19 protein-coding genes and 1 tRNA gene are annotated in these 23,616 nt (G+C 73.2%); 8 read left to right on the top strand and 12 right to left on the bottom strand.

Features of this window, described 5'->3' with window-relative positions; genetic code table 11:
• Nucleotides 1–19: 19 nt before the first annotated feature.
• Together O2W17_RS03585 and O2W17_RS03580 are read right to left on the bottom strand one after the other, a co-directional pair.
• Entirely contained in the window at nt 20–1,528 is a 1,509-nt protein-coding gene (locus O2W17_RS03585; RefSeq protein ID WP_269191023.1) for an alanine/glycine:cation symporter family protein, read from the bottom strand.
• Nucleotides 1,528–1,965: a universal stress protein gene (locus O2W17_RS03580; protein ID WP_269191022.1), complete on the bottom strand. Its 438-nt coding sequence runs from the start codon at nt 1,963–1,965 to the stop codon at nt 1,528–1,530. Before O2W17_RS03580 ends, O2W17_RS03585 begins: the two co-directional genes overlap by 1 nt.
• 215 nt (nt 1,966–2,180) lie before the next feature.
• Between O2W17_RS03580 and O2W17_RS03575 the strand changes: the two genes are divergently transcribed.
• Nucleotides 2,181–2,336 (top strand): hypothetical protein, encoded by a 156-nt coding sequence (locus O2W17_RS03575; protein ID WP_269191021.1) that lies wholly within the window; start codon nt 2,181–2,183, stop codon nt 2,334–2,336.
• Between the two features lie 77 nt (nt 2,337–2,413).
• Here the strand turns inward: O2W17_RS03575 and O2W17_RS03570 are convergent, their stop codons facing one another.
• The 3 genes from O2W17_RS03570 to O2W17_RS03560 form a co-directional block, all read right to left on the bottom strand.
• Nucleotides 2,414–3,529, bottom strand: coding sequence for an AI-2E family transporter (locus O2W17_RS03570; protein ID WP_269191020.1), 1,116 nt, complete (start codon nt 3,527–3,529; stop codon nt 2,414–2,416).
• 122 nt (nt 3,530–3,651) lie between these two features.
• The gene (locus tag O2W17_RS03565; RefSeq protein WP_269191019.1) at nt 3,652–4,050 is read right to left on the bottom strand and encodes a MerR family transcriptional regulator; all 399 of its coding nucleotides are present in this window, start codon (nt 4,048–4,050) and stop codon (nt 3,652–3,654) included.
• A gap of 65 nt (nt 4,051–4,115) precedes the next feature.
• Nucleotides 4,116–5,606, bottom strand: a complete 1,491-nt coding sequence (locus O2W17_RS03560; protein WP_269191018.1) for a SulP family inorganic anion transporter — start codon at nt 5,604–5,606, stop codon at nt 4,116–4,118.
• A gap of 312 nt (nt 5,607–5,918) precedes the next feature.
• Between O2W17_RS03560 and pgi the strand changes: the two genes are divergently transcribed.
• On the top strand, nt 5,919–7,550 hold the full coding sequence (gene pgi / locus O2W17_RS03555) for a glucose-6-phosphate isomerase (RefSeq protein ID WP_269191017.1): 1,632 nt from the start codon (nt 5,919–5,921) through the stop codon (nt 7,548–7,550).
• Between the two features lie 174 nt (nt 7,551–7,724).
• Here pgi and O2W17_RS03550 read toward each other — a convergent pair whose 3' ends face one another.
• Nucleotides 7,725–8,180, bottom strand: a complete 456-nt coding sequence (locus O2W17_RS03550; RefSeq protein ID WP_269191016.1) for a hypothetical protein — start codon at nt 8,178–8,180, stop codon at nt 7,725–7,727.
• 200 nt (nt 8,181–8,380) lie between these two features.
• Between O2W17_RS03550 and O2W17_RS03545 the strand changes: the two genes are divergently transcribed.
• Nucleotides 8,381–10,096 (top strand): bifunctional metallophosphatase/5'-nucleotidase, encoded by a 1,716-nt coding sequence (locus O2W17_RS03545; RefSeq protein ID WP_269191015.1) that lies wholly within the window; start codon nt 8,381–8,383, stop codon nt 10,094–10,096.
• Nucleotides 10,097–10,247: 151 nt separating this feature from the next.
• Here the strand turns inward: O2W17_RS03545 and O2W17_RS03540 are convergent, their stop codons facing one another.
• From O2W17_RS03540 to orn, 5 genes are all read right to left on the bottom strand, one after another.
• Complete coding sequence (locus O2W17_RS03540) at nt 10,248–10,985, bottom strand: acetoacetate decarboxylase (RefSeq protein WP_269191014.1); 738 nt, start codon at nt 10,983–10,985, stop codon at nt 10,248–10,250.
• Complete coding sequence (locus tag O2W17_RS03535) at nt 10,985–11,932, bottom strand: 3-hydroxyacyl-CoA dehydrogenase NAD-binding domain-containing protein (protein WP_269191013.1); 948 nt, start codon at nt 11,930–11,932, stop codon at nt 10,985–10,987. The genes O2W17_RS03540 and O2W17_RS03535 overlap by 1 nt, the downstream gene beginning before the upstream one ends.
• A 180-nt stretch (nt 11,933–12,112) precedes the next feature.
• Complete coding sequence (locus O2W17_RS03530; protein WP_269191012.1) at nt 12,113–13,474, bottom strand: heparin lyase I family protein; 1,362 nt, start codon at nt 13,472–13,474, stop codon at nt 12,113–12,115.
• Nucleotides 13,475–13,837: 363 nt separating this feature from the next.
• Nucleotides 13,838–13,913: transfer RNA gene (locus O2W17_RS03525), tRNA-His, on the bottom strand.
• A gap of 88 nt (nt 13,914–14,001) precedes the next feature.
• Complete coding sequence (gene orn / locus O2W17_RS03520; RefSeq protein ID WP_269191011.1) at nt 14,002–14,649, bottom strand: oligoribonuclease; 648 nt, start codon at nt 14,647–14,649, stop codon at nt 14,002–14,004.
• Between the two features lie 157 nt (nt 14,650–14,806).
• Between orn and O2W17_RS03515 the strand changes: the two genes are divergently transcribed.
• Together O2W17_RS03515 and O2W17_RS03510 are read left to right on the top strand one after the other, a co-directional pair.
• Nucleotides 14,807–15,991: a hypothetical protein gene (locus tag O2W17_RS03515; RefSeq protein ID WP_269191010.1), complete on the top strand. Its 1,185-nt coding sequence runs from the start codon at nt 14,807–14,809 to the stop codon at nt 15,989–15,991.
• Between the two features lie 151 nt (nt 15,992–16,142).
• The gene (locus O2W17_RS03510) at nt 16,143–17,924 is read left to right on the top strand and encodes a hypothetical protein (RefSeq protein WP_269191009.1); all 1,782 of its coding nucleotides are present in this window, start codon (nt 16,143–16,145) and stop codon (nt 17,922–17,924) included.
• Between the two features lie 14 nt (nt 17,925–17,938).
• Here O2W17_RS03510 and O2W17_RS03505 read toward each other — a convergent pair whose 3' ends face one another.
• The gene (locus O2W17_RS03505; protein WP_269191008.1) at nt 17,939–18,565 is read right to left on the bottom strand and encodes an SACE_7040 family transcriptional regulator; all 627 of its coding nucleotides are present in this window, start codon (nt 18,563–18,565) and stop codon (nt 17,939–17,941) included.
• 91 nt (nt 18,566–18,656) lie between these two features.
• Here O2W17_RS03505 and O2W17_RS03500 point away from each other — a divergent pair, with 91 nt between their 5' ends.
• Genes O2W17_RS03500 through O2W17_RS03490 form a run of 3 tightly spaced genes read left to right on the top strand, consistent with a single transcriptional unit; the run spans nt 18,657 to nt 23,429 of the window.
• Nucleotides 18,657–20,270 (top strand): carboxyl transferase domain-containing protein, encoded by a 1,614-nt coding sequence (locus O2W17_RS03500; RefSeq protein ID WP_269191007.1) that lies wholly within the window; start codon nt 18,657–18,659, stop codon nt 20,268–20,270.
• A gap of 7 nt (nt 20,271–20,277) precedes the next feature.
• Nucleotides 20,278–22,275 (top strand): ATP-binding protein, encoded by a 1,998-nt coding sequence (locus O2W17_RS03495; RefSeq protein ID WP_269191006.1) that lies wholly within the window; start codon nt 20,278–20,280, stop codon nt 22,273–22,275.
• Nucleotides 22,275–23,429, top strand: a complete 1,155-nt coding sequence (locus O2W17_RS03490; protein WP_269191005.1) for an acyl-CoA dehydrogenase family protein — start codon at nt 22,275–22,277, stop codon at nt 23,427–23,429. Before O2W17_RS03495 ends, O2W17_RS03490 begins: the two co-directional genes overlap by 1 nt.
• Nucleotides 23,430–23,616: the final 187 nt, after the last annotated feature.

Here is a 23,616-nt window from a genome sequence, read left to right as displayed (position 1 = left end):
GGCCCGGCGCGGACGGTCGTCAGGTCCGGTCGGCCATCGGCAGGATCTCGCCGCTCTCCACCTGGGCGCGGTATCCGTTGATCTCCCGCTTGACCACCCGGGCCAGGATGTAGAGCCCGATGATGTTCGGCAGCGACATCAGGAAGATCATGCTGTCGGAGAAGCCGATCACCGCGTCCAGCGTCGACGAGGCGCCGATGACCACGAAGAGGCAGAAGATCAGCTTCCACGTCCGGTCGACGACCATCGACTCGCCGAACAGGTAGGTCGCGGCCTTGAGGCCGTAGTAGCTCCAGGCCAGCATCGTCGAGTAGGCGAAGAGGATGACCGCGACCGCCAGCACGATCGGGAACCAGCTGACGACCGTCTCGAAGGCCGCCGACGTCGTCTGCACGCCCGCGTCGCTCGCGTCATCGAGGTAGGTGCCGGTGATGACGATGGCCAGCGCGGTCATCGTGCAGATGACGACGGTGTCGATGAACGGCTCGAGGACGGCCACGTGCCCCTCGGTGGCCGGGTGCTCCGTCTTGACCGCCGAGTGCGCGATCGCCGCCGAGCCCAGGCCCGCCTCGTTGCTGAACGCCGCCCGGCGGAACCCCTGGATCAGGACGCCGACGATGCCGCCGTAGCCGGCCTCCGGGCTGAACGCCTCGGTGATGATGCTGCCGAACGCGGCGGGGATCTGCCCGGCGTTCGCGAACAGCACCGTGAGGCAGGCCAGCACGTAGAAGATCGCCATGAACGGCACGAGCTTGTCGGTGACCCGGGCGATGCTGCGGATCCCGCCGATGATCACCGCGCCGACGGCCAGGGCGAGCACCAGGCCGAACACCGCACCCGCGGCGCCCCCGCCCAGGGGCCCGTCGGCCCCGCCGGTGACCGACTGGGCCTGGCTGAAGGCCTGGTTGGCCTGGAACATGTTGCCGCCGCCGACGGCGCCGCCGAGGGTGAAGATGCAGAACAGGACGGCGAGCACCTTGCCGAAGGTGCCCAGCCGCGGGCTCTTCTCCTTCAGCCCCTTGGTCAGGTAGTACATCGGGCCGCCGGAGACCCGGCCGTCGGGGTAGACGTTGCGGTACTTGACCCCGAGCGTGCACTCGACGCCCTTGGTGCACATCCCGAGGAGGCCGGCGACGATCATCCAGAAGGTGGCGCCCGGCCCGCCGAGGGTGATGGCCACCCCGACGCCCGCGATGTTGCCCAGCCCGACGGTGCCCGAGACCGCCGTCGCCAGGGCCTGGAAGTGGGTCACCTCGCCGGCGTCCCGCGGGTCGTCGTACCGGCCGCGGATGAGCTGGATCGCGTGGGTGAAGGCGCGGAACTGGAACCCGCGCAGGTAGATCGTGAAGAAGAGGCCGGCGATGACCAGCCAGACGACGATGAGCGGCAGTTCCACGCCCTCGTCGATGAAGTCCAGCGGCACCGCGAAGAACACGATCGTGGTGATCACGTCGGAGATCGGTGCGAAGAAGCCGTCGACCTGCTCGTCGAAGGTGGCGGCCAGGAGGGAGTCGGACGGCGAGGTCATCACGGCACCACGAGGACGGGGATCGGGGAGAGCTGGATGAGGCTGCTCGGCGTCGAGCCGAACAGCAGGGTGCGCACCCGGCTCTGGCCCACCCGCCCGACGGTGATCCACGCGGCGTCGTGCTCGCGGGCCAGGGCCACCAGCGTCTCCGCCGGGTGACCGTGGCGGACGACCCCCTCGACGGCGAGGTCCCCGGGCTCGGAGAGCCGGGCGATCACCGGGTCGAGCACGCGCTCCTGGGCGGCGGCGGTCTCCCGCGCCTTCTCCACGGAGCGTCGTTCGTTCTCCTCCGCGGTGGTGAACGAGTACGGCGACCAGGGGACGACGCACGCCAGGACCAGGCTCAGGTCGTGGCGGCGGGCGGCGTCGGCAGCGGCATCGGCGGCCCGGCCGCTCGATTCGCTGCCGTCCAGACCCACGACGATCGATTCGGGCACGAGCGCACCTCCGGTGGCCGACGACGACGTGGCGCGAACCGTAGCCCCGATCGGTTGTCCCCGGCAGGTCGAGACGGTGCCGTTCTGCAGCCGGTCCGTGGTCCTCCGTCGCGCCCCGACGTCACGGGAGGGTGTCGATCGGCGGGTAACGGGTGGCGGCCGGGACGGACGGGGTAGGCGCCTGGGACACGACAATCGACAAGAAGGAGGAACTCGTGCTCGGACTCATCGGATTGCTGCTGGTCATCTGGCTGGTGCTCGCTGTCGTCGGCGCCGTGGTGGAGGGGCTGTTCTGGCTCCTGGTCGTCGGCGTCGTCCTGTTCCTGGCCACCGCCGCCTACGGCTGGGTGAAGCGGAACTCCAAGGTCTGACCGACGGGTGCGGCGGCCCTCGTACCGTGCTGAGGGCCGCGTCCACCCGTCCCCGTTCCGGGGAGACGCCGTCCGCCTCAGGGCGGGGGCGGCGCGGTGCGGGCGCCGGCGATGTCCGCCCCGGGGGTCGGGTCGTCCGGCTCGGCCGCCGTCGCCTCCACCGAGCGGCGCACCTCCCGGCGCCAGCCCTGCACCGCCGCCGCGAGCACCCCGGCGACCGGGACGGCGACGAACAGGCCCAGCAGCCCGAAGGCCGAGGCGGCCCCCGTCGTCAGCAGCAGGACGACCAGCGGGTGGAACGAGATCGCGCGGGACAGCAGCAGCGGTGCCAGCACGTTGCCCTCGATCTGCTGCACCACGACGACGATGAGCAGCACCCACACTGCCGTCACCCAGCCGTTGGTGACGCCGGCCACGGCCACCGCCACCGCTCCGGCGATCGTCGCCCCGACCAGCGGCACGTACCCCAGCAGGAACGTGAGCGCGCCGATCGGGAGGGCCAGGGGGACGCCGAGCACCCACAGCCCGAGACCGATGAGCACCCCGTCGATGAGACCGGTGGCGGTGGACGCGTAGAACCACGCGCCGGCCGTGCCCATCCCGGCGCGGAAGGCCGCGTCGGTCGGCGCCCGGTGCTCCGCGGGGAGCACGTCGACGAACAGCCGCCACAGCCGGTCGCCGCTGGTCAGGGCGAACAGCGTGAAGAACAGCGCGATGACCAGCACCGTGACGACGTTCCCCACCGCGTTCAGCCCCTGGGCGGCTGCGCCGCCGAGGCCGCTCACCGCGCCGCCCACGGAGGACTCGAGCTGGTCCAGCACCTGGCTGAGCCCGGCGTTGTCCAGGTCGTCCGCGCGGCTCTGGGCCCAGCTCGTGACCGAGTCCACCGCATCGGCGCCGGCGGCGACCAGGCCCGGCCAGGCGCCGATCAGCTGCAGCACGAGGAACGTCAGCACGCTGACGAAGAAGGCCAGGTAGGCGACGACGCAGGCGATGGCGGCGAGGACGGCCGGGACGCCCCGCTGCCGCAGCCACCGGGCGATCGGCCACAGCAGCGCCACCTGGGCGAGGCCGAGCATCGCCGCGGCCGCGACGAACTGGACCTGCAGCACCAGCCAGATCGCCCCGACGGCGGCCAGGCCGATGACGAGGAGGCGCCCGGCGATGGTCGCCTCGCGCTGCAACAGCGTCACCCGGTCGGGCGGCGGTTGCGCCGGCCGCCTCCCGATCGGGGTCGCCGTCGCGGGGTCCTGCCGACGCACGCCCCCGTCCGCAGGGATCGGTCCTGCCATGGCCGGCCTCCGGTCCGATGGGCCTAGCGGCTGGCGTCCAGCCGCCCGGACAGTGTCTCGGCAAAACCCTCGGCCACGGCGAGCTGCTCCTTGAGGGCGGTGACGCGTGCCGTGGCGGCCTCGTGGAACATCCGGAGCCGGTCGAGCAGCGGCGCCCGGTCGCCGGTGCCGGAGTCGAGGTCGGCCAGCAGGACCAGCAGTTCCTGCATCTCCTCCAGGGTGAAGCCCAGCGGCTTCATGCGCTTGATGACGTCCAGTCGGGCGACGTCGTCCTCGCTGTAGAGCCGGAAGCCACCCTCCGAGCGGGCGGTCGGGATGACCAGCCCGGTCTCCTCGTAGAAGCGGATCGTCCGCAGGCTCAGACCCGTGCGTTCGGCGACCGTGCCGATCTGCATGAGCTCGCCGCGAGGTGTGTCGGTCACCCCTTCTTCGTAGGGCATGCCGCGACGGCCGTCCGCCCGGCCGGTCCTGAGCAGACGTTGTGGCATCAGTGGGAGCCGGCGAGCTGGCCGGTGTGCCGGTCGAAGCGGTCTGCGGAGTGCCCCTGCAGGCCGATGATCTCCACCTTCTTGCCGCGGGTCTCGTACTTGTGCGTGATGGCGTCCAGGGCGGCGACGGTCGAGGCGTCCCACACGTGGGCACGGGAGAGGTCGATGACCACGTTCTCCGGGTCGTCGGCGTACTCGAACTGCGTGTAGAGGTCGTTGCTCGACGCGAAGAAGAGGGCGCCGTCCACGGTGTAGTGCGCCGTGCCGTCGGCTGCGAGGGCGCGGTCGACGTCCACCAGGTGCGCGATCCGCTGGGCGAAGAGCACGCAGGCCACGAGCACGCCGACGCCGACGCCGATCGCCAGGTTGTGCGTGAACAGCGTGACCGCGACGGTCGCGAGCATCACGGCGGTCTCGCTCTTCGGCATCCGGTGGATGGTCCGGAGGCTGTGCCAGTCGAACGTCGCGATGGACACGAAGATCATGACGGCGACCAGGGCGGCCATCGGGATGATGCTGACGATGTCGCCCAGGGCGACCACGAGGATCAGCAGGAAGACCCCGGACAGGAAGGTCGAGAGCCGTGTACGGGCGCCCGACGCCTTCACGTTGATCATCGTCTGGCCGATCATCGCGCACCCGCCCATGCCACCGAAGAAGCCCGACGCCATGTTGGCGACGCCCTGGCCCCAGGACTCGCGGGTCTTGTCCGAGTGCGTGTCGGTGATGTCGTCGACCAGCTTCGCCGTCATGAGCGACTCCATCAGCCCCACGAAGGCCACGCCGAGGGCGTAGGGCGCGATGATGCTCAGCGTCTCGACGGTGAACGGCACGTCGGGCAGCAGGAAGAACGGCAGGCTGTCGGGCAGCTCGCCCTCACCGCCGACGTCGGGCAGGTCCCAGCCGGCGGCCACCGCCAGGGTCGTCAGGACGACGATCGCGACCAGCGGCGGGGGGACGGCCGTCGTCAGCCGGGGGAGCAGGAAGATGATCGCCAGCCCGGCGGCGACCATCGGGTAGACCAGCCACGGGACGTCGATCAGCTGCGGCAGCTGCGCGGTGAAGATCAGGATCGCCAGGGCGTTGACGAAGCCGACCATGACGCTGCGCGGGATGAACCGCATCAGCCGGGCGACGCCCGTCGCGGCCAGCAGGATCTGGAAGACGCCGCCGAGGATGACCGCGGCGAACAGGTACTGGACGCCGTACTCCAGCGCCAGGGGCGCGACGACCAGGGCGATCGCGCCCGTGGCGGCGGTGATCATCGCCGGGCGGCCGCCGGTGAAGGCGATGACGACGGCCATCACGAAGGAGGAGAACAGGCCGACCCGCGGGTCGACCCCTGCGAGGATGGAGAAGCTGATGGCCTCCGGGATCAACGCCAGCGCGACGACGAGACCGGCGAGGATCTCGGTGCGGGCGACGGTCGGGGAGAGCCAGGCGGGCCGGCCCGGGCGCGGCTTGGGGAGGACGGGCAGAGCAGAAGACATGGGTCCGTCTCGTTCGAGGCGCCGTCGCCGGCGCAGGCGGGCAGCACCAGAGGCGGTGCCGAGTCAGGAGTGGGTGCGACGGTGCACCCGGAGGAGCGGGGCTCGCGCCGTGGCGGCGACGTCGGTCAGGATCGGCCGACTCGTTTCGTCGCTGCGCTCGGGCGGCATCGCTCGGGTCACGGACAGTCTGCCGGGAACTCGTCTGTCACGTCAGGGTTGAGTGGTGAGCCGTTGGTCACGTTCCGGACTCGATCGGCGGAGCGATGGTCACCACGACACCGTGGGCGTACGACGCAACCAGGAGGAGCGAGCATGGACATCACCGCGACCGACGAGTGGCGTGCCCTCGCCGAGCACCACCGGGCAGTGGCCCCGGCCCACCTCCGCGACCTGTTCGCGGGGGATCCGGACCGCGGCCGGCGGCTGACCGGCGAAGTCGGCGACCTCTACGTCGACTACTCCAAGCACCGCGTGACGGACGAGACGCTCCGCCTGCTCGTCGCACTGGCCGAGCGGGCGGGACTGCGCGAGCGGATCGCGGCGATGTTCCGCGGTGAGCACATCAACACCACCGAGGACCGCGCCGTGCTGCACGTGGCGCTGCGCATGCCGGCGGACGCGGAACTCGTCGTCGACGGCCAGCACGTCGTCCGTGACGTGCACGAGGTCCTCGAGCGGATGCGCCGGTTCGCCGACCGGGTGCGCTCGGGGGAGTGGCGCGGGCACACCGGGCGGCCGATCCGGGCGGTGGTCAACATCGGCATCGGCGGCTCCGACCTCGGCCCGGCCATGGCCTACACCGCACTGCGCGACTACTCGGACCGCGGCCTGACCGTCCGGTTCGTCTCCAACATCGACCCCACCGACTTCGCCGAGGCGACGCGGGACCTGGATCCGGCCGAGACGCTGTTCGTGGTCAGCTCCAAGACCTTCACCACCCTGGAGACGCTGACGAACGCCACGGCGGCCCGCGACTGGCTGCTCCGTGGGCTGGGGGCCGACGACACCGCCGTCGCCCGGCACTTCGTCGCCGTCTCGACCAACGGCGAGGCCGTCCGGGAGTTCGGCATCGACCCGCAGAACATGTTCGGGTTCTGGGACTGGGTCGGCGGCCGCTATTCGTTCACCTCGGCCATCGGGCTCTCGCTCATGGTGGCGATCGGCCCCGAGGCCTACGACGAGATGCTCGCCGGCTGCCACGCCGTCGACGAGCACCTCCGGACCACGCCGCTCGAGGCCAACGTCCCGGTGCTGCTGGGGCTGCTCAACGTCTGGTACCGCGACTTCTTCGGGTCGCAGAGCCACGCCGTCCTGCCCTACAGCCAGTACCTGTCCCGGCTGCCCGCCTACCTGCAGCAGCTGACGATGGAGAGCAACGGCAAGTCGGTGCGCGCGGACGGGGAACCGGTGACCGTCGACACCGGCGAGGTCTACTGGGGGGAGCCCGGGACGAACGGGCAGCACGCCTTCCACCAGCTGCTGCACCAGGGGACGACGGTCGTCCCGGCCGACTTCATCGGCTTCGGCGAGCCGAACCACGACCTCGGCGAGATGCACGACCTGCTCATGGCCAACATGTTCGCCCAGTCGGCGGCCCTCGCCTTCGGCCGCACCGCCGACGAGGTGTCGGCCGACGGGACGCCGGCGTCGCTGGTGCCGCACAAGGTCATGCCAGGGAACCGGCCGAGCTCGGTGATCCTGGCGCCGCGGCTGACCCCGGCGACCCTCGGTCAGCTGGTCGCCCTGTACGAGCACGTCGTCTTCACCCAGGGCGTGGTCTGGCAGCTCGACTCGTTCGACCAGTGGGGGGTCGAGCTCGGCAAGGTGATGGCCCGGGACCTCGCTCCCGCGCTGACCGGCCAGGAGCCGGTCCCGTCGGACCAGGACGCGTCCACGACGGCGTTGGTGGCGGAGTACCGGCGGATGCGGGGACGGGCGGTCTGATCGGCCGACGGGCCGTGGTGACCCGGAGCGGCTGGGCAGCGACCGCCCCGGCGGTTTCGGCGGCGCCGTCAGGGGCGGGCGTCTCGGGCCGGTCGCCGGTCGTCCGTCCCGGTCTCGAGGAGGTCCGCGGCGTGCTGCTCGCCGGTGGCCACCAGCAGCGGCAGGGCGCGGGCTTCAGGTCCGCGTCGCGGCGGTCGCCTCGGCGGTGAGCTGGGTGACCGGGATGCCGCAGCCCTTGCGCAGCCGCGTCGGCAGGTCGCGGCGCAGCCACTGGGAGAGGCCGCGCGGCAGGGTGGAGACGACGATCTCGTCAGCGGGGAAGTGGCGGAGCGTGGCGCGCACGGCCTGCAGCGCGTCGGGGTCGCCGACCTCGCCCTCGACCGTGGCGCCCAGGGTGCGCAGCTGGTCCAGGGCACGGTCGAGGCGCTGCCGCGCGAGGGCGTAGGCGCGGTCGCCCGCGGAAGGGCCCAGGCCTGCGTACGCACTCGGGCCGTCGACCTCGTCCGCTGCCGGGGTGGCCGGGGCGACGAGGTGGAACTCGTGCGGTCCGGCCGTCATCCGCTCCTGGACGGCCTGGCTGAGCGTGTCGGTGGGAAGGGTCTGGTTGGCGACGATCAAGCAGCGGCGCATGGCCCGTGCTCCCGTTCGGTCGATGCCTCCGGATGCGGTCAGTGTGATCCGCGTCATCGCCTGCGTCCACCGGGTGACGCTTCGTGGCCGACCCGCGCCGGGACCCGCCGGGTGTCGCCCGCTGTCCACCGGCGCCTCGCCCGGATCGCGCACGGCCGACCTACGGTGACACGGCCCCGACCCCTCCCGAGGAGTACCGCATGAGGCTCCGTCCCGTGGTCACGCTCGCCGCGACCGCGTCCCTGTCCGCCCTCGCCCTCGCCGCCGCCGCGCCCGCGGTGGCCGGCGGCCCTGCGCCCCAGCCACCGGCCGGACCGAAGCCGGTCGAGGTCCAGCTGCTCGCCTTCAACGACTTCCACGGCGCCCTGGAGCCGCCGGCCGGCTCCGGCGGGCGGGTCACGCTGGCCGACGGCAGCGTCGTCGACGCCGGTGGCCTCGCCTACTTCGCCACCCACCTCCGGCAGCTGGAGGCGGAGAACCGCCAGACGCTCACGATCAGCAACGGCGACCTGCTCGGCGGCAGCCCGTTCCTGTCGGCCCTCTTCCGCGACGAGCCGACCGTCGACGCGATGGACCGGCTCGGCCTGGACGTCGCCGCGGTCGGCAACCACGAGTTCGACGAGGGGGTCGACGAGCTGCAGCGCGTCATCGAGGGCGGCGCGTGCCACCCCGAGGACGGCTGCCTGGACGGCACCGGGTACAACGGGTCCGACGCCGACTGGCTGGCCGCCAACGTGGTGGGCCGGGAGACCGGCGAGCCGATCCTGCCGCCTTACGAGGTCTACCGCTTCAAGGGTGTGGAGCTGGGTGTCATCGGGCTCACCCTCGACGAGACCCCCACCATCGTCTCGGCCGAGGGCATCGCCGGCGTCCGCTTCCTCGAGGAGGTGGAGACGATCGACCGCTACGTCGCCGAGCTGCGCGCCGACGGCGTCGAGGCGATCGTCGTCGCGCTGCACGAGGGGGGGAACGCGGGTGGCGGCATCAACGCCTGCGAGGAGCCGACCGGCCCGGCCTTCGACATCGCCCGCGCGGTCGACGACGCCGTCGACGTCGTCCTCACCGGGCACTACCACAACGGGTTCGTCTGCCAGGGCGAGGACGAGGTCGACGGCAAGCTCGTCACCCAGGCGCTGTCCAACGGGCGGCTGATCACCGACATCGACCTGAGCCTCGACCGGCGCAGCGGCGACGTCGTGGCCGCGCGCGCCGAGAACGTCGTGGTCACCCGGGACGTCCAGCCCGACCGGAAGGCGCAGGAGCTCGTCGACCGCTACGCCCAGCTCGCTCAGCCGATCGCCGACGAGCCGGTCGGTTCGATCACCGAGGACATCGTCCGGGCCCAGGAGACCCTCGTCGGGTCGGTGCAGGGGGAGTCGCCGCTCGGCAACCTGATCGCCGACGCCCAGCTGGCGGCCACCGACGACGAGGCCGGTGCGGTCGCGGCCTTCATGAACCCCGGCGGGGTGCGCGCCGACCTGCTCTACGCCTCCTCCGATGCCGGCGAGGGCGATGGCGTGGTGACCTACGGCGAGGCCTTCGAGGTCCAGCCGTTCAACAACCTGCTCACCACGCTGGACCTGACCGGTGAGCAGCTGTACGCGCTGCTCGACCAGCAGTTCGAGGTCGGCCGGGTGCTCGCCCCCTCGGACTCGGTGCGCTACGAGGTGGCGGCGGACGGCGGCAGCGTGGTCCCCGGCTCGCTCACCATCGGCGGCGAGGCCGTCGCGCCGGCGGAGACCTACCGCATCACGGTCAACAGCTTCCTGGCCGGCGGCGGGGACGGCTTCACCGTGCTCACCGAGGGCGCCGACCCGGTCAACCAGCCCGGGTTCGACGTCGACGCGCTCGAGGCCTACCTGTCGGGTGAGCCGGTGCCGGCACCGGAGACCGACCGCATCACCGTGGCCGGCTGACACCGGGCAGACGTCCACGGCGGGCGCCACCGGCTCCGGGGAGCCGGTGGCGCCCGCACTCCGGTCCCTGCCGACCGCGCCGGCCGGGCCGGGCCGGTTCCCGGGCGCAGCGTGGACCCGCCGGGCCATCGGTGCGACCACCGGCGTCGGGTCAGTCCTGCAGGTAGTCGAAGACCAGGCTCGCCCGGCCCAGCGTCAGGTCGGCGAGGATGTGGCTGACCGAGACGATCTCCCGGACCGGCAGGTCGGCGAGCGGGGCGAGCGCGTGCTCGAACAGCTGCAGCCGGGCCGGGCCGGTCCAGGCGCCGCGGACGGTGACGTCGGTGATCTGGCTGCGGACCAGTTCCAGGATGCGCGGGCGCCGGTCGTAGCCGGGCAGCATCTTGAGCCCGAAGGTGGGCCGGCCGATCTCGGCGACCGCGTCCTCCTCGCTCAGCGTCGCGTGCTTGTAGCCCATCGTCGCGGTGGCGACCCGCAGCGTCCCGTAGTCGAGGGTGCCGACGAGGGTGTCGGAGTCGACGTAGAGCTGCGGCGTGCCCGACTTCTTCGGAAAGGCGCTGATCTCCCGGCCGCTGGCGATCGATGCCAGGCTGTCGACGTACATGGCGTGCAGGTAGTCGGCGCGCTCGCCCTCGTACTCGACCTGCAGCACCTGCCCGGACTCGGTGAAGGCGCCCAGGCCGGTGACGTCGGGCATCCGCATGACCTCGAACTTCACGAGCGGGTCACCGATCGTCAGCGGCTCGGGCACCACGCGGCGCATCGCCTCGGCGTCGGTCCGGTACAGGATGTTGAGGTACTCGCGGCCGGTGAACCGGTAGCGGCCCGACGGGTAGGCGGGCGCGCCCAGCGGGGTGGTCGACTGCCGCCGGACCTCGTCGGCGTCCATCAGTCCTGCCCGCCCCGCACGGCGTCCCTCGCCTCGATGACCGCGAGCTGGGCGCGGTCGCGGACGTCGGTCAGCTCGTCGTAGCCGCGCCCGGCGAAGCGATCCTCCACCTGGCCGCTGATCAGCTCGACGGTGGCCTCGTCGAGTTCGGGCTGCTCGACGGTCTTCCAGCGCCGGGCCATACCGGGGCCGAGGTGCTCGAGGAAGTGCCGCATCCCGCCCGGGCCACCGCCGAGGTGGAAGCTCTCGAACGGCCCGGCGGTCGCCCAGCGGATCCCGATGGACTCGGTGACGATGCGGTCGAGCTCGGCGGCGCTCACCACGCCCTGGGAGACCAGCCAGACGCACTCGCGGAAGAGGGTCGACTGCAGCCGGTTGGCGACGAACCCGCTGATCTCCTTGTGCAGGACGACGGGCGTCTTACCCACCGACCGGTAGAAGGCGACCGCCCGCTCGACCGTCTCCGGTGACGTGCGCCGGCCGGGGACCACCTCCACCAGGGGGATCACCTCGGGCGGGTTGAACGGGTGCCCGACCACCAGACGCTCCGGGGTGCGCATCTCCCGGGCCAGGTCGCTGGGCATGAGCGCCGACGTCGAGGACGCGATCAGCGCGCTCACGGGGGCGGCGGCCTCGATGCGGGCGATGAGCTCCTGCTTCAGCGGCAGCCGCTCCGGGGCGTTCTCCTGGACGACGTCGGCGCCGGCGACCGCGGTCTCGACGTCGTCGACCACCTGGATGCGGGCCAGCAGCTGCCCGGGGCTCTCGCCGGCCGTGCCGGCCTGCAGGCCGGTGTAGTGACGGACCGCCGCCTCGACCTCGGAGCCGACGTCGGGACGCGGATCCTGTACCCGGACCGTGCAGCCGTGGGCGGCGAACAAGGCCGCCCACGACACCCCGATCGTCCCGGCCCCGATCACGGCGACGTCGCGCTGGCTCCGGTTCACCCGCGCCCCCACTACGCTCGACCCGTCTCCCGCCGGCATCGGACCACACCCGACCAGCGACGGCGACTCGACCGCATCCTCACGGGCTGCGCCGCCGGGCCGCCGGACCGCCCCGGTGCCGGTGGGGTGTCGTGCCTCCACCGGACCCGGGGCGGTCCGATCAGCCTGCGCAGCCGCGCGTCAGTCGAGCGAGGGGAGCCCCTCGACGGACGCGCGCGTCGGGCCGTGGCGCAGCACGCTGTGCTGGATGCGGTGGACCCGGTTGGTCCCGGCCGCCGAGTAGATCCCCTGCTTGATGTAGACCGACTGGCCCACGTAGAGGTTGGCCACGTTCTCGGACAGCACCCGCTCGCCCTGGTGCCAGACCTCGATCAGGCCCTTGCTCGGGTCCGAGGACCAGACGAAGTGGACCATGAAGTCGTTCCACGAGCCCTTGTCGATCAGGCCGAGGTCGAAGGTCCGGGTGTACTGGGCGTCACCGGCGACCCGGCCACCGGTCCCGCCGCGCACGTCGACCATGAGGTGCTCGTTCACGTCCGACCAGAAGTGGACGTTCGGGTTGCCCGAGTTCACCGTCTGGTGCCACTGGGTGAAGATGAGGAACTGGCCTCGCTCGTCCCAGTTGAAGTCGGCCGGGAAGAACGTCGGCCACGCCCACCACTGGTCGGTCCCCTCCTTCACGTTCCCCGAGTTGGCGATCGAGTCGCGGACCTCGGACCGCAGCGTCCCCCGGGTGCCGTTCCAGCCGGTGTCGCCCCGCTTCACGGTGAAGAAGGCCGACCGCGTGGTGCCGGGGTACGGGTTCTCCGTGGTGATGCCGTGCTGGTCGGACCGGAGCGCGTGGATCTCCATCCACGGCGGGACGAGGGAGCCGCCCGCCTCGTAGTCCCAGACGCGGGTCGGCTGGGCCGCCGGCTGCGCGGGTTCCGGCTCGGCCGGCGGGGGCTGGGTGGGCGCCGCCTCCGTCGTGGGGGCCGTGATGACGACGTGGACCTCCGCGGACCACGTGCCGATGACGCCGTCCGCGTCGCGGGCCGCCACGGAGTAGTAGTAGTCGGGTTCCGTCAGCGAGAGGACCGGCGAGGTGCGGGTGCTCTCGGTGACGACGCGGAGCTCCTCGGGCGTCCGACGCTCCCGGATCACGTAGTCGGTCGCGTTCTCGACATCGGCCCAGTCGGCGACGGCTCGCTGGTCGACGGAGCGGACGGTGAAGTCGGTCGGAGCCGGGAGGACGGCGCGCTCCGGCTCGGGCTCGGTCGGGGGCTCGGTCGGCTGGGTCGGGGGCTCGGTCGGCTCGGCCGGGGGCTCGGTCGGCCCGGCCGGGGGCTCGGTCGGCCCCGTCGGCTCCGTCGGGAAGGCGCCCGGGTGCTCGGCGCGGACGACGGCCTCGAGCGCCTCCACCTGCTCGAGCAGCTCGTTGTAGTCCTCGGCGGTGACCTCGGCGCCGCTGGGGAGCCGCTCGGGAGCGGCGATGGCCATGGACGAGAAGGCGACGAGGGCGACGCTCGCGAGCGCGCCGGAGGCCAGGAGGTTGCGGTTCACACGACCGACGCCCCACCGGGGACGGGCATGAGCGCCGCCCGCTCGGCCACCGCCCGCGGGAACGCCACCGTCAGGCGGCGACTGCCGCTCGTGCCCGCACCGATCCGGCTGAAGACGTTCCGTTGTGGTCATGGACAACAAGTAACCGGGTCTGATGACACATTGCAACCGGACAAGTGCTCTCCGCTACCAACGCCCCAGGTGACACGCAGGATTCGCACACCCCTCGGCGTGTGCGGTCCGGCCGGGATAGGAGCCCGAGCGGCGCTCCCCCCGCACGCCCGGCTGCTCCGCGAGGTGCGGGCCGGGTGCCGCCACAACGCAGGAAGTGCTGGTCAGCGAGCCGCTGACCAGCACTTCCGCTGGGGTGAGTGACGGGGCTCGAACCCGCGACACCCAGGATCACAACCTGGTGCTCTACCGACTGAGCTACACCCACCGTGATGCTCCCCGGACGCAGCCGCCCGGAGGGAACGGGACAACGATACCGGAGCCCGGACTCGGCTCCACCGGGGGAGTCGGAGCGGTCAGGCGGGGCCGGCGTCGCCGGAGGGCAGCAGCTCGGCGAACGCGTCGACCACCTCGCCGGCGGCCTTCTTGGCCTGGTCGCCGTGGGGGCCCGGCGCCGGGACGAACAGCGTGCGCCGGTAGTAGGCCAGCTCCCGCACCGACTCGATGATGTCGGCCAGCGCCCGGTGGGCTAGCCCCTTGGGCGGCTGGGCGAAGTACACGCGGGGGAACCAGCGGCGGGCCAGCTCCTTCACCGAGGAGACGTCGACCATCCGGTAGTGCAGGTGGTCGTCGAGCTCGGGCATGTCGCGGGCGAGGAAGCCCCGGTCGGTGCCGATCGAGTTGCCGCACAGCGGGGCCGTGCGCCGGTCGGGCACGAACCGCTTCACGTAGGCCAGGATCTGCTGCTCGGCCTCGGCGAGGGTGAGCGTCGCCGCCCGGACGGCGTCGGTCAGCCCGGACTTGGCGTGCATCTCGGCGACGAACTCCGTCATGCCGTCCAGGTCGGCGTCCTCGGCGGAGATGATGAGGTCCAGCCCCGGGTCGAGGACGTTGAGCTCGGAGTCGGTGATCAGCACCGCGACCTCGATCAGCTTGTCCTTGGCCAGGTCCAGCCCGGTCATCTCGCAGTCGATCCAGACCAGGTGCCCCGCGCTCTCCGCCACGCCGCCCGACAGTACGCACCGCCCGTCCCGGCCGCCCCGATCACCCCGCGGGTGCCCGCGTGCCCCACGCCGCCCGGAGCCGTGACCGGAATGGCTCGGAATCGGAACCGATCACGGCTAGGGTCCCCGGAACGTCCTCTCGTCAGGAAGTTCGCCCGTGTCTTCTGCCCCCGCCCCCGCCGCGCCCCCCGTGCCCGCGGCGCCGGGCACGCTCCGTGCCGGCCTGGCCCACCCGATCGCCCTCGTTCGGTGGCTGTGGGCGGGGTACATGACACCCGGTCGCCCGGGCCGGGCCACGGACCAGACGGAGCTGCGCTGGATCTACACCGCGTGGCTGGCGGCCTTCCTGCTGAAGATGCTCGGCTCCTCGTGGGACGTCTCCTGGCACTTCAAGTGGCTTCGTGACGACCTCGCGCCCCCGCACCTGCTCAACACGGTGGGCACCGCGGCCGTCGTCGTCCTGGTGCTGTTCCACAGCTACAGCGGCTACGGCGTCGACCGTCGTGCACTGCGGCTGATGCAGGCCGGCATCGGCCTGTTCCTGATCGCGGTCCCGATCGACATCGTCAACCACCGGGTCAACGGGCTGGACATCACCAGCTGGAGCCCGAGCCACGCGCTGCTCTACATCGGGACGGCGATCATGCTCGCCGGCGCGCTGCGCGGCTGGTGGCTGTACGCGGCACCGGGCCGCACCCGGGACCTGGTGTCGCTCGGCCTGTGGCTGTTCTTCGTCGAGAACGTCCTCTTCCCGAACCAGCACCAGGAGTACGGCGTCCTCTCGCTGGAGGCCTACGAAGCGGGGCTGACGACGGCCGAGCCGTCCCTGCTGGACTTCGCCGCCGCGCAGGGCCAGACGCCGACGATGTTCATGCTGCCGGTGCCCTCCTGGGTGCACCCGGCGTGGCTGGTCTGCGCCGGCCTGCTCGCGCTCGTGGTGGCCCGCAAGGTGGTCCGGCTGCGCTGGACGGCGACGGTGATCGCCGTCGTCTACCTCGGCTACCGCGGTGTCATGTGGCTCGGGCTGTCCGCCACCGGCTTCCCGCCCTCGGTGCTGCCGGTCGTGCTCATCCTGGGCGCGGTGCTGATCGACGTCGCCGTCACCCGGCGCATCCCCGGCTGGGCGGCCGCGCTGGTCGTCACGGCGGCCGTCTACGCCCTCGCGTTCCCGCTGGACGCGCTGGGCCTGCTGCCGCCGTGGGACTGGTGGTCGGTGCTGCCCGTCGCCGTCGGGTTCGCCGTGCTCTGGGGCGGCGTGGACGTGCTGGAGCGCAGCTCCTGGCTCGCCCGCTGGCGCGTCGCGGACGAGACGGCCGCCGCGCCGGAGCGCGTCGCCGCCTGACCCACCGCACCGGCCGGCGGCGCCGGGGCACCCGCACCCGTGACGTAGCGTCAGGGGACGGCTGCGCCACGGAGAACCGACCGGACCGGTGCCCCGCGTCGCGTGTCGGCGGAGCCCTGACCGCAGAACCCGAGTGCCCCCGGAGGACGACGTGCTGGCCCTGACCCCGGCGCCGCTGGAGACGGCGGGGGAGCGCGCCTTCTTCGGCGAGCTCGCGCGGTGGGACACCGGCGCGTCGGTGCGGGCGGCGGTGGTGGCCTCCCTGCCGCTGGTCGACGGGCCGCTGGGCCGCCGCCAGTCCGACGCCGTCCTGCTCGTGCCCGAGGGCGTCGCGGTCATCCGGGTGGTCGAGGTGCTGCGGCAGTCCGGCGTCGTCACGGCCCGGCCCGAGGGGGCCTGGACGATCGGCCCCGAGGGTGCTCCCGGCGAGGTGCTGCAGCTCTCCGGTGGCGGGTCCACGCCGCTGGACGGGCTGATGCGGGCCGGTATGGACACCGCGGTGAAGCTGCGGCGGGCCGGGCTGGAGCCCGGCCGGATCGCCCGCCTCACCGTGCTGGTCGGCGAGGTCACCGGCCTGGTGCCGGCCGACGGCGACCTCGGCGAGGGCGACCAGGTCGCCACCCTCGACCCGCGCTCGCTCCTCCTCGCCTTCGCCCGGGCCGGCCGCCACGTCGGCGTGGACAACCCGCGGCTGTGGACCACCGCCGACGTGCGGGCCGCGCTGGAGGCGCTCGAGCTGCCCGGCCGCGGCCCCACGGTCGAGGAGCTCAACGGCGAGGCGTTCCCGTACTCGCCCTACGTCCTGCGGCGTCCGCAGCTGTTCACCCCGGCGGCGATGGCCGCCTCCCCGCAGGTGGCACCGCCGGCGGGACGCGACGACCCGGCCCCGGACGGCGCCGTCAACGCCGCCGGGACGGCTGCGCCGGTGCACGCGGGCGGTCCGTTGAGCGCGACCGCCGTGGCGAGGGCGGTGGCGGCCTCGGTCGCCTCGGCGAACGCCGCCGCGGTGGCCGCGGCCGCGCCGGTGCCGGGACGGCCCGGGCGGCGCGACACCGTCGAGGTGGAGGGCACGCCCGCCCCGCCGGGCGGTGACGACGGCATCGGCGGCCTCTTCGCCGGCGCGGAGCGGGACGGCGGCACGGTGCCGCCCGCTGGGCCCCGGACCGCGGTGCTGCCGGCCACCCCGCGGGCAGCCGAGCCACCGGCCAGGCCACCGCTGTCCCCGGCCTGGGGCGCCGCCCCCGGCCGGGGCGCCACCGCCTCCGGGCGGGGTGTCACCGCCGCCGATCGGGGCGCCGATCCGGCGACCCCCGGGCGGGGGCGCTGGAGCGCCGTCCTCCTCGGCGCCGTCGTGGTGCTGGTCGCCCTCGTGGGGGCGGGTGCCTGGTTCCTGCTCGGCGACGGCCCGGACGACGTCCCCGGCAGCGCGACGCCCGGCCCGGGCACCGCTGCGCCCGGGCCGGCCGCGGGCGACGTGCGCGCCGTCGACGGCACCGACTTCACCGTCGAGGCGGTGCAGGTCGACGACACGTGCGCGGGCCACGCCTACGGGGCGGTGGCCGACTTCTTCGCCGCGACCGACTGCGCGGGGCTCTCCCGGGCGCTGTACTCCGCCGAGGTCGACGGCGCACCCGTCGTCGTGTCGGTGTCGCGGGTGACCATGTCCGACGCCGCCGTGGCCCGCGAGCTGCGCGTGCTCACCGACCGCAACGGCAGCGGCAACGTCAACGACCTCCTCCGCGAGGGCGTCGGCTACGACGGCGCCCCGGCGCAGCTGCGCTCGGCGCAGTACGCCAGCGCGGTCTCGGGCCCGACCGTGACCGTCGTGGAGACCGCGTGGGCGGATCCGTCCACCGCCGGCAGCACGGCCGCGGTGGACGAGGCCGCCTCCGACGGGCTGGCCCTCCCCGTGCCGCCGTCGCCCGGCGGCTGACCGCTCGGGGGCCGTCAGCCGGTGGCGGCCGCCCAGGCCATGCCGCGCAGCAGGCCGGCCATGGCGGTCCGGTCGAGCCGGCCCGCGCTGTGCGGGGTGGAGTTGATCAGCCCGAAGACGGCGTGCGCCCGGGCGCGGCAGGCGGCCGCCTCCGCGCCGGGGTGCAGCCGGGCGAGTACCGCCACCCACACCTCGACGTAGCGGCGCTGCAGCCGGCGCACCTGCCCGGCCTCGGCCTCCGGCAGCGAGGCGAGGTCCCGGTCGTGCACGACGATCAGCGCGGGGTTGTCCAGGGCGAAGTCGACCTGGAAGTCGATCAGCGCGCGCAGCTGGGCGGCCGGATCGGGGCCCGCTGCGGCCACCCGCTCGCGGCCGCCGTCGGCCAGCCGCTCGCTGATCCGGACCAGCATCTCGGCGAGCATCGCGTCCTTGCTCGCGAAGTGTCGGTAGATCGCCGGCCCGGTCACCCCGACGGCCGCGCCGACGTCGTCCACGCCGACCGAGCGCGAGCCGCGCTCGGCGAACAGCTGGGCCGCCGCCTGCAGGATCTGCTCCCGGCGCGAGGGGCGTCCGGCATCGGCGAGCAGTGCGGTGTCCTGGGCGGCGGAGCCCTGGTCCGGGCGCGTGCCGGCCGGCGTCATGCCAGGGATGCTAACCCCGCCGTGAACGCGCGTTAACCCCTCGCGCGTGTGGGGTGGACCGCAGGCGTGAACCACCGTTAACCTCGGGCCCGTGGACGCACCGGTGCTTCCCCGGACCCTCTCGGCCGATCCCGCGGCGGCCGCCCGCCATGCCGCGGCGCACGCCGAACTGGCCGCCGATCTCGCCGCCCAGCTGCAGCGGGTGGCCCTCGGCGGCGGTGAGCGGGCCCGTCAGCGGCACGTCGACCGGGGCAAGCTGCTGCCCCGCGAGCGGGTCGACGCGCTGCTCGACCCCGGCAGCCCCTTCCTCGAGCTGTCCCCGCTCGCCGCGCACGGGCTCTACGACGGCGACGCCCCGGCCGCCGGCATCATCACCGGCATCGGCCGGGTGTCCGGGCGCGAGTGCGTCGTCGTCGCCAACGACGCCACCGTCAAGGGCGGCACCTACTACCCGATGACGGTGAAGAAGCACCTGCGCGCGCAGGAGGTGGCGCTGCACAACCGGCTGCCCTGCATCTACCTGGTCGACTCCGGCGGCGCGTTCCTCCCGATGCAGGACGAGGTCTTCCCCGACCGCGAGCACTTCGGCCGGATCTTCTACAACCAGGCGAACCTCTCGAAGGCGGGCATCGCCCAGATCGCCGCCGTCCTCGGGTCGTGCACCGCGGGCGGCGCGTACGTCCCGGCGATGAGCGACGAGGCGGTCATCGTCCGCGACCAGGGCACGATCTTCCTCGGCGGGCCGCCGCTGGTGAAGGCCGCGACCGGTGAGGTCGTGACCGCCGAGGACCTCGGCGGTGGGGACCTGCACAGCCGGGTCAGCGGGGTCACCGACCACCTGGCCGACGACGACGCGCACGCCCTGCGGATCGTCCGGCAGATCGTCTCGACGCTCGGCCCGCGCGAGCCTCGCCCCTGGGACGTGGCGCCGGTCGAGGAGCCGGTGCACGCCCCGGAGTCGGTCTACGAGGTCGTGCCGCCGGACCCGCGGACGCCCTACGACGTCCGCGAGGTCATCGCCCGGCTGGTCGACGGGTCGCGCTTCGCGGAGTTCAAGCCGCTCTACGGGCAGACGCTGGTCACCGGGTTCGCCCGGCTGCACGGCCACCCGGTCGGCATCATCGCCAACAACGGGGTGCTCTTCGCCGAGTCCGCGCTCAAGGGCGCGCACTTCATCGAGCTCTGCGACCGCCGGAGGATCCCGCTGCTCTTCCTCCAGAACATCACCGGCTTCATGGTCGGCCGCGACTACGAGGCGGGCGGCATCGCCAAGCACGGCGCCAAGATGGTCACCGCCGTCGCCTGCGCCCGGGTACCGAAGCTGACCGTGGTCATCGGTGGCTCCTTCGGCGCGGGCAACTACTCGATGTGCGGCCGGGCGTACTCGCCCCGGTTCCTCTTCACCTGGCCCAACTCGCGCATCTCGGTGATGGGCGGGGAGCAGGCCGCCTCGGTGCTGGCGACCGTCCGCCGCGACGGGATCGAGACGCGCGGCGAGGAGTGGCCGGCCGAGGAGGAGGAGGCGTTCAAGGCGCCGATCCGCGACCGGTACGAGTCGCAGGGGCACCCGTACTACGCCACCGCCCGGCTCTGGGACGACGGCGTCATCGACCCCGCCGACACCCGCACCGTGCTGGGCCTGGCCCTGTCCGCCTGCGCCAACGCGCCCCTGGAGGACGTCGGCTACGGCGTCTTCCGGATGTGAGGAACTGATGTTCGACACCGTCCTGGTGGCCAACCGCGGCGAGATCGCCGTCCGGGTGATCCGCACGCTCCGCGAGATGGGCATCCGCTCGGTGGCGGTGTACAGCGACGCCGACGCCGGCGCGCTGCACACCCGGCTGGCCGACGTCGCCGTCCGGCTCGGGCCGGCTCCGGCCGCGCAGAGCTACCTCGCCATCGAGCGGGTGCTCGCCGCCGCGGCACAGACCGGGGCGCAGGCGGTGCACCCCGGCTACGGCTTCCTCTCGGAGAACGTCGAGTTCGCCCGGGCCTGCGAGGCGGCGGGGGTCGTCTTCATCGGCCCGCCGGTCGCCGCCATCGAGGCCATGGCGGACAAGATCCGCGCCAAGCAGACGGTCATGGCCGCCGGTGTGCCGGTCGTGCCGGGCCGGAGCGAGCCGGGGATGGGCGACGACGAGGTGGCCCAGGCGGCCGTCGCGGCCGGCTTCCCCGTGCTGCTCAAGCCCAGCGCCGGCGGTGGCGGCAAGGGCATGCGGGTGGTGCGCGCGAAGGAGGAGCTGCCCGACGCGATCGCCGGGGCCCGGCGTGAGGCCCGCGCCTCCTTCGGCGACGACACGCTGCTGGTCGAGCGGTACGTGGGCAACTCGCGGCACATCGAGGTCCAGGTCCTCGGCGACACCCACGGCTCGGTCATCCACCTCGGCGAGCGGGAGTGCAGCCTGCAGCGACGGCACCAGAAGGTGATCGAGGAGGCGCCGTCCCCGTTGCTGGACACGGCTATGCGCGCCTCGATGGGCCGCGCCGCCGTCGAGGCTGCGAAGGCCGTCGGCTACACCGGGGCGGGGACCGTCGAGTTCATCGTCGACGCCGACCGGCCGAGCGACTTCTTCTTCCTCGAGATGAACACCCGGCTGCAGGTCGAGCACCCGGTCACCGAGATGATCACCGGGCTGGACCTGGTGGAGCTGCAGCTGCGGGTGGCCGCGGGCGAGCCGCTGCCGATCGATCAGGGCGACGTCTCCCTCGACGGGCACGCCATCGAGGCACGTCTCTACGCCGAGGACCCGGCGCGCGGCTTCCTGCCGCAGGCGGGCACCGTCTTCGGTCTGGTGGAGCCGACGGGTCCGGGGGTCCGCGTCGACAGCTTCCTCGCCGTCGGCGCCACGGTGGGCACCGACTACGACCCGATGCTGGCCAAGGTCGTCGCCTGGGGGCCGGACCGGGAGACCGCTCGCGCCCGGCTGGTCGGCGCCCTGGGCCGCACCGCCGTCCTCGGGGTCACGACCAACGCAGCCTTCCTGCAGGCGCTGCTGCGCGACCCCGACGTCGCCGCCGGGAAGCTCGACACCGGGCTGATCGAGCGCCGCGGCGAGGGGCTCGCGGCGGCGCGGCCGGTGCCGATGACGGACTACGCCGCGGCCGCGCTCGCGCTGCTGCTCGAGTCGGAGCCGGGCGGCCGCGTGGTCGACCCGTGGGACCGTCGAGACGGCTGGCGGCCGGGAGAGCCGGCCTGGACCGTTCGCCGGCTGACCGCTGCCGGCGGTGAGCCCGTGGAGGTGGCGGTCCGCGGCACATCGGCCGACGCCGAGATCCGCATCGGCGACGGGGTGGTCCCCGCCCGCGCCGTTCGTCAGGGCGACCGGCTGAGCGTGACCTTCGGCGACCAGACCACCGGCTACGTCGTCGTGCACGAAGGCGATGCGGTGTGGCTGGCCGCCGACGGGCACGTGACCGCGTTCCGGGAGCAGGAGCGCCTGGCGTCGTCGTCCGGCATGGCCGCCGGCGATGGTGCCGTGACCTCCCCCATGCCGGGGACGGTGACGGTGGTGCGCGCGGCCGTCGGCGACGAGGTGGCGGCGGGCACCCCGCTGCTCGTCGTCGAGGCCATGAAGATGGAGCACGTGCTCACCGCCCCGGTCGCGGGGACGGTGGCCGAGCTCGCAGTGACGGCGGGCCAGACGGTCGCGCTGGACGAGCGGCTGGCGCTGGTGACCCCGGCGGCCGGGCCCGAGCAGCAGGAGAACTGATGTTGGACTACCGGCTGAGCGACGAGACCGAGGCGCTGCGCAAGACCGTGCAGGAGTTCGCCCGCGAGGTGATCGCCCCGCAGATCGGCGAGTTCTACGAGCGCGACGAGTTCCCGACCGAGATCGTGCGCCAGATGGGCGAGCTGGGGCTGTTCGGCCTGCCCTTCCCCGAGGAGTACGGCGGCGCCGGGGGCACCTACTTCGACCTTTGCGTGGCGCTCGAGGAGCTGGCCCGGGTGGACAGCTCGATGGCGATCACCGTGGAGGCCGGCGTCTCGCTGGGCGCCATGCCGATCTACCGGTTCGGCACCGAGGAGCAGAAGCAGGAGTGGCTGCCCCGGCTGTGCACCGGGGAGGCGCTGGGCGCCTTCGGCCTGACCGAGCCCGGTGGTGGGTCCGACGCCGGGGCGACCCGCACCACGGCGCGGCTCGAGGACGGGCACTGGGTCATCAACGGCTCGAAGGCCTTCATCACCAACTCCGGCACCGACCTGACGACGCTGGTGACGGTGACCGCGGTGACCGGCACCAAGCCGGACGGCAAGAAGGAGATCTCGGCGATCATCGTGCCGTCGGGCACGCCGGGCTTCGTCGTCGGCCAGCGGTACTCGAAGGTCGGCTGGAACGCCTCGGACACCCGGGAGCTGTCGTTCGACGACGTGCGCGTGCCCGAGGAGAACCTGGTGGGGGGGCGGGGGCGCGGCTACGCGCAGTTCCTCTCCATCCTCGACGAGGGACGGATCGCGATCTCGGCGCTCTCGGTCGGGCTGGCGCAGGGCTGCGTCGACGAGTCGGTGAAGTACGCCGGCGAGCGGGAGGCGTTCGGGCAGGCGATCGGGCGCAACCAGGCCATCCAGTTCATGATCGCCGACATGGAGGTGCGGGCCTCGACCGCCCGGCTGGCCTACTACCGGGCGGCGGAGAAGATGCTGCGCGGCGAGCCGTTCAAGCGCGAGGCATCCATCGCCAAGCTGTACAGCTCCGAGGTGGCGATGGACAACGCCCGCTACGCCACCCAGGTGCACGGTGGCTACGGGTTCATGAACGACTTCCCGGTGGGCCGGTTCTACCGCGACGCCAAGATCCTGGAGATCGGCGAGGGCACCAGCGAGGTGCAGCGGATGCTCATCGCCCGTGACCTCGGCGTCGGCTGACGCCGCCGGGAGCATCGCAGCGAGCGCCAGCGAGCGAGGAGCGGACCGGGGGCGGAAGCCGACCAGTGGGTTCGGCCTCGGCTGACGCCACGCCGACCGCGCGGGCCGCGGCAGAGGGCAGGTCTGGCCGCACCGCTGAGGGCCGAGCCGCGTGCGCCCGTGGTTCAACCCGTGGCTGCCCGGCTCG

Origin of the sequence: Blastococcus sp. VKM Ac-2987 (assembly GCF_026967805.1) — a bacterium.
GTDB lineage: Bacteria > Actinomycetota > Actinomycetes > Mycobacteriales > Geodermatophilaceae > Blastococcus.
The sequence above is the reverse complement of the archived record's forward strand: the minus strand, read 5'-3'. Positions and strand labels throughout refer to the sequence as shown.

What these genes read in the sequence shown, in the direction of transcription:
- O2W17_RS03585 (WP_269191023.1), bottom strand. Translation starts at nt 1,528, where the DNA reads ATGACCTCGCCGTCCGACTCCCTCCTGGCCGCCACCTTCGACGAGCAG.
- O2W17_RS03560 (WP_269191018.1), bottom strand. Translation starts at nt 5,606, where the DNA reads ATGTCTTCTGCTCTGCCCGTCCTCCCCAAGCCGCGCCCGGGCCGGCCC.
- pgi (WP_269191017.1), top strand. Translation starts at nt 5,919, where the DNA reads ATGGACATCACCGCGACCGACGAGTGGCGTGCCCTCGCCGAGCACCAC.
- O2W17_RS03550 (WP_269191016.1), bottom strand. Translation starts at nt 8,180, where the DNA reads ATGCGCCGCTGCTTGATCGTCGCCAACCAGACCCTTCCCACCGACACG.
- O2W17_RS03545 (WP_269191015.1), top strand. Translation starts at nt 8,381, where the DNA reads ATGAGGCTCCGTCCCGTGGTCACGCTCGCCGCGACCGCGTCCCTGTCC.
- O2W17_RS03540 (WP_269191014.1), bottom strand. Translation starts at nt 10,985, where the DNA reads ATGGACGCCGACGAGGTCCGGCGGCAGTCGACCACCCCGCTGGGCGCG.
- O2W17_RS03505 (WP_269191008.1), bottom strand. Translation starts at nt 18,565, where the DNA reads ATGACGCCGGCCGGCACGCGCCCGGACCAGGGCTCCGCCGCCCAGGAC.
- O2W17_RS03495 (WP_269191006.1), top strand. Translation starts at nt 20,278, where the DNA reads ATGTTCGACACCGTCCTGGTGGCCAACCGCGGCGAGATCGCCGTCCGG.
- O2W17_RS03490 (WP_269191005.1), top strand. Translation starts at nt 22,275, where the DNA reads ATGTTGGACTACCGGCTGAGCGACGAGACCGAGGCGCTGCGCAAGACC.